The organism is Celeribacter marinus, from assembly GCF_965656515.1.
GTDB classification, from domain to species: domain Bacteria; phylum Pseudomonadota; class Alphaproteobacteria; order Rhodobacterales; family Rhodobacteraceae; genus Celeribacter; species Celeribacter marinus_D.
This window is the reverse complement of the sequence record NZ_CBFHKW010000073.1, coordinates 1-5,235: the sequence shown is the minus strand read 5'-3', so window position 1 is coordinate 5,235 and position 5,235 is coordinate 1. Positions and strand designations below refer to the sequence as shown.

Genomic DNA, 5,235 nt, shown 5'->3' with positions numbered 1-5,235 from the left:
AAGCTGTCCTAAGCTCAATATCAATTAAAGGGGGCGCGCAGCATATGATCGACGACAACAAAGACTTGCATCCTGAAATTGAGTATGCCGAGGATGTGTATTCCTTGAGTGCGCGCCGCCTTTCCGCGATTTTGTTTGCCCTTGAGCGGGGTGATCGCGACGAGATGATGGTTCAGATGGAGCCGTTGCACGCGGCCGACATCGCCGACATGTTGGAGCAGATCAATCCCTATGATCGCCGCCGCCTCATCACGCTTTACGGTGCCGATTTTGACGGCGATATTCTGTCCGAGCTGGACGAGGGCTTGCGCGAAGAGGTGATTGGAGTCCTGCACCCAAGCGTGTTGGCGGGCGCGGTGCGCGACCTTGAATCCGACGACGTTGTGGATTTGGTCGAAGACCTCGAAGGAGATGCCCAAGAAGCAATTCTTGCGACTCTTGAGGATGCGGACCGTGTGGCCGTTGAAAAATCTCTGGCCTATCCTGAGTTTTCTGCGGGTCGCTTGATGCAAAGTCACGTTGTCAAAGGGCCCGAGCATTGGCTCGTTGGTGACGCGATCGATTACATGAGGCGATCAGATGATCTGCCCGAAGACTTTTATCATATGGTTCTGGTTGACCCGCGAATGCGGGCGGTCGGCCATGTGACGTTGGGAAAAATTTTAGGCGCGCCGCGCGACCAAAAACTGACCGATATTCTCGAACCCGGTTTTCGCACTTTTAGCGTTGAGGAAAGCGAATCCAACGTGGCTTACGCGTTCAACCAGTATCACATGATTTCGGCTCCCGTTGTTGATGAGCATGAACGGGTTGTGGGCGTGATCACCATTGATGACGCGATGAACGTTTTGGACGAAGAGCACGAAGAGGATATTATGCGTCTGGCGGGTGTGGGTGAGGGATCTTTGGCCGATAAGGTCATTGAAACCGTGCGTGCACGCTTGCCGTGGCTGGGTGTGAACCTGTTGACGGCGATCCTTGCGTCGATGGTAATTGCGCAATTCGAGGCAACGATTTCGCAATTTGTAGCCCTTGCGGTTTTGATGCCGATCGTTGCCTCAATGGGGGGCAATGCCGGCACACAAAGTCTGACCGTGGCTGTGCGTGCGATTGCGACTCGCGACCTTACGGGGGCCAACGTGTGGCGCGTTATCCGACGTGAAGTGTTGGTCGGCTTGGCCAATGGAATCGTGTTTGCCGTCATTATGGGCATCGTTGGGGTGGTGTGGTTCGGATCGCCTGCGCTTGGTCTGGTGATCGCAACGGCGATGGTCATCAATCTTGTGATTGCGGGTCTTGCGGGCGTGGGCGTGCCTGTCTTGCTTGAAAAAGTGGGGGTCGATCCCGCACTGGCATCGGGCGCGTTCGTGACGACCGTTACGGATATCGTTGGGTTCTTTGCCTTCTTGGGTTTGGCGGCTGTGGTGCTCTTTTGAGTGTCGTTGATTTAAAGGCGCTGGCACGTGACGTGGCGCGTGACCGGCGTGCAAAGGCGCATGCTGTGCACGCTCAGTTGGCCCATCAGGCCTGTCAGCTTTTGGTAGGTTTTTTGACGCCACATGCGGGCAAAATCACTGCTGGTTATATGCCAATTCAGACTGAAATTGATCCGCTGCCCGCGATGACCATGTTGGCAACACGTGGACCTGTTTGTGTGCCGGTGGTTGAGCGCAAAGCCGCACCTTTGCGGTTTGATCTGTGGACACCGGACTGCAAAATGATGCGGGGCTCATATGGCGCCGATGTGCCTGCGCGGTCGGATCCCGTGGTGCCGCAAATTATAATCGTGCCGCTTTTGGCGTTCAATCGTGATGGGCATCGTTTGGGATATGGCGGTGGGTTTTACGACCGAACTTTGGCGCAATTGCGCGATACGAACAGCGCGGTCATGGCCATCGGTTTGGCCTACTCGGGGCAGGACATGCGCGATTTTCCGGTGTCGCCACTCGATGCCCCGCTCGACGCGATTGTGACCGAAACAGAAGTGATGACCTTTTGATCGTACGCAAGACCGTCGCAGATCTTGCCATTTCAATGTACGCGGCCTAAGGAAACGCCATGAAAATATTGTTCCTTGGAGATATTGTCGGAAGCGCAGGCCGCAAGGCCGTGCTTGACCGTGTGCCGCGCTTGCGGGCAGCATGGGGTCTCGATTTCATCATTGTAAACGGCGAAAACGCGACCAACGGCATGGGGCTATCTGGCGAGCATGCCAAAGAGCTTTTGGAGGCCGGTGTTGATTGCCTCACGCTTGGTGATCACGCCTTTGATCAGCGCGACATGATGCAATATTGCGAAAAAGAAACGCGGATCATTCGTCCTATCAACTTTGCCAAAGCCGCCCCGGGACGTGGTGTACGTATATTTGAAGATACACGTGGTCGCCGTATTTTGGTGGCACAGGTGTTGGGGCAAGTTTTCATGAAGCGCGCCTACGATGATCCGTTTTCGGCGCTCGATCAGGTATTCATGACCCATAAACTCGGCGGCCATATCCAAGCCTCCTTGATCGACGTGCATTGTGAAGCCACGTCAGAGAAAATGGCGATGGGTCATTTTTGTGATGGAAAGGCCTCTGTCGTTGTTGGCACGCATACGCATGTGTGTACGGGCGATGCGCAGATTTTGCCTGCGGGAACGGCCTATCTCACCGATGCGGGAATGTGTGGCGATTATAATTCCGTGATTGGCATGGACAAAGCCGAGCCACTACGCCGCTTTGTAACGGGTATGGCAAAGGGGCGCTTTTCGCCTGCTCAGGGCGAGGCAACTTTGTCAGGTGTATACGTCGAGACAGACGACAAAACCGGTTTAGCCACCCGTGTAAAACAAATCCGCGAAGGCGGGCGTTTGGAGCAAAGTACGCCGTAATGGCGGCTTTTTGCCATTGATCCAGATTTCTGTGCTGTTTTCGCGGGGTGGTCGATAGTCCACTTGAGGCGTTCCAGCTTTCGCGCTTGTTTCATGGGGACGTTCGGGGCCATATTGGGGCACGTGAAACCACAGGCGAGGCCATATGGAACTGTTCAATTTCGACCAAACGACGGAGGCGATTGTCTCTCTCCTTGTGGTCGGGTTCATGTTCGTCCTCTTTGTGCGCGAGATCTATCCCACCGAAGTTGTGGCGATTGCGGGCGCGTCCGCCATGATTGTTTTAGGTATTTTGCCGTATGATGCCGGATTGGCAGTTTTGGCAAACCCCGCGCCGTGGACGATCGCGATGATGTTTGTGGTCATGGGCGCGTTGGTGCGCACGGGCGGCCTTGCATGGTTTACCTCACAGGCGGGGCGCTACGCAGAAAGCCATCCCTCAATTGCCATCGCAGCCCTGTTGTTCGTCGTGGTGATCCTTTCGGCGTTTGTTGCGAACACGCCTGTGGTCGTTGTGATGATCCCCGTGTTCATCCAACTGTCCTCAAAACTCAAAATCCCTGCATCTAAATTGCTGATACCGTTGAGCTATTCCGCGATCATGGGCGGGACGATAACGTTGATCGGCACATCGACGAACCTGCTCGTCGATGGTGTAGCCCGCGCCCAAGGGCTTGAGCCGTTCACAATTTTCGAGGTCTCGATCCTTGGTCTGATCATCACCGTCTGGGGCTTTATCTACCTGTATTTCATCGGGCGTCATCTATTGCCCGAACGAGATAGCCTATCCGCGATGCTGTCCTCAGGGCGCTCAAAGATGAAGTTTTTCACCGAGGCTGTGATCCCGCCCGATAGCAACCTGATCGGGCGCGAAGTTTCGGGCGTTCAGCTGTTCAAGCGTGACGGGGTGCGCCTTATCGACGTGGTGCGCGGGGATCAATCCTTGCGTCATAACCTCAATGACGTGGTGCTTGAACTGGGCGACCGCGTGGTGTTGCGGTCGCAGATCAGCGAGCTGTTGAGCCTTCAGCGTGACAAATCGCTAAAGCGCGTCGATCAGGTGTCTGCGGTGGAAACCTCGACCGTTGAAGTGCTCATCACGCCGGGCTGTAAAATGGTTGGCCGTGCGCTTGGTTCCATGCGTTTGCGCCGCCGCTACGGGGTGTATCCGCTCGCCGTGCACCGCAAAAACCAGAATCTTGGCCAACAGATCAACGATCTGGTGGTGCGCGTGGGCGATACGCTTTTGCTTGAGGGTGCGCCCGCCGACATTCAACGTTTGGCCAATGATATGGACATCGGGGACGTGTCCAAGCCAACCGAGCGGGCCTATCATCGTTCACACGCGCCCATTGCGCTCGTTGCGATGATGTCGATTGTCACGCTTGCCGCCGTTGGTGTCGCTCCGATTTTGATGTTGGCCGTGCTTGCGGTCGCTGTTGTGCTTGTCGCGCGCTGCATCGATGCGGATGAGGCGTTCTCCTTCATCGACGGTCGCTTGCTCGCGCTGATCTTTGCCATGCTTGCCATCGGTGCGTCCCTTGAGGCGTCTGGTGCGGTGCAAATGATCGTCAACGCGGTTGCCCCAATGTTGGATGGCTTGCCTATTTTCTTTGTGGTCTGGTCGATTTATTTGCTGACCTCGGTGCTCACGGAAATGGTGTCGAACAACGCTGTTGCGGTGGTTGTGACGCCCATTGCTATTGGGTTGGGCGAGTCCATGGGACTTGATCCGCGCGGTCTTGTGGTTGCTGTCATGGTCGCGGCATCTGCCGCGTTTGCCACGCCCATCGGCTATCAGACCAATACAATGGTCTACGGTCCAGGCGGCTATAAATTCACGGACTACATGAAGGTCGGTATCCCCCTGAATGTATCGATCGGACTTTTGGCCTCAGCCGTGATTCCATTGCTTTGGCCACTCTAGGATAGGGGCGGCCCCTTGCGGCCCCCACGCTCCATCGCCTATAGAAGGCACAAAGCCGAAATTTGATTGACGGAGGACCTCATGGCAGGCCACTCAAAATGGGCAAACATCCAGCACCGTAAAGGTCGTCAGGATAAATTGCGCTCCAAACTCTTTTCCAAACTCGCCAAGGAAATTACCGTGGCGGCGAAAATGGGCGACCCTGACCCAGACAAAAACCCGCGTTTGCGGATGGCTGTCAAAGAGGCCAAATCGGTCTCTGTCCCCAAGGATGTGATTGATCGTGCGATCAAAAAGTCTTTGGGGGGCGATGCAGAGAATTATGACGAGATCCGCTATGAGGGCTATGGCCCAAGTGGTGTCGCCGTCATCGTTGAGGCAATGACCGACAACCGCAACCGCACCGCGTCCAATGTACGTTCCACGTTCTCCAAAAA

5 protein-coding genes are annotated in these 5,235 nt (G+C 55.4%); all 5 read left to right on the top strand.

Annotated features, from left to right (window positions below; translation table 11 throughout):
- The first annotated feature begins 44 nt into the window (after positions 1-44).
- Positions 45-1,436, top strand: coding sequence for a magnesium transporter (gene mgtE, locus ACTG34_RS12500; protein WP_439105221.1), 1,392 nt, complete (start codon positions 45-47; stop codon positions 1,434-1,436).
- Complete coding sequence (locus ACTG34_RS12495) at positions 1,433-1,999, top strand: 5-formyltetrahydrofolate cyclo-ligase (protein ID WP_439105215.1); 567 nt, start codon at positions 1,433-1,435, stop codon at positions 1,997-1,999. The genes mgtE and ACTG34_RS12495 overlap by 4 nt, the downstream gene beginning before the upstream one ends.
- 59 nt (positions 2,000-2,058) lie before the next feature.
- Positions 2,059-2,871, top strand: coding sequence for a TIGR00282 family metallophosphoesterase (locus tag ACTG34_RS12490; protein WP_439105214.1), 813 nt, complete (start codon positions 2,059-2,061; stop codon positions 2,869-2,871).
- Between the two features lie 145 nt (positions 2,872-3,016).
- On the top strand, positions 3,017-4,798 hold the full coding sequence (locus tag ACTG34_RS12485) for an SLC13 family permease (RefSeq protein ID WP_439105213.1): 1,782 nt from the start codon (positions 3,017-3,019) through the stop codon (positions 4,796-4,798).
- 81 nt (positions 4,799-4,879) lie between these two features.
- Positions 4,880-5,235: YebC/PmpR family DNA-binding transcriptional regulator (locus ACTG34_RS12480; RefSeq protein ID WP_439105212.1), on the top strand; the 356-nt coding region annotated here is incomplete at its 3' end.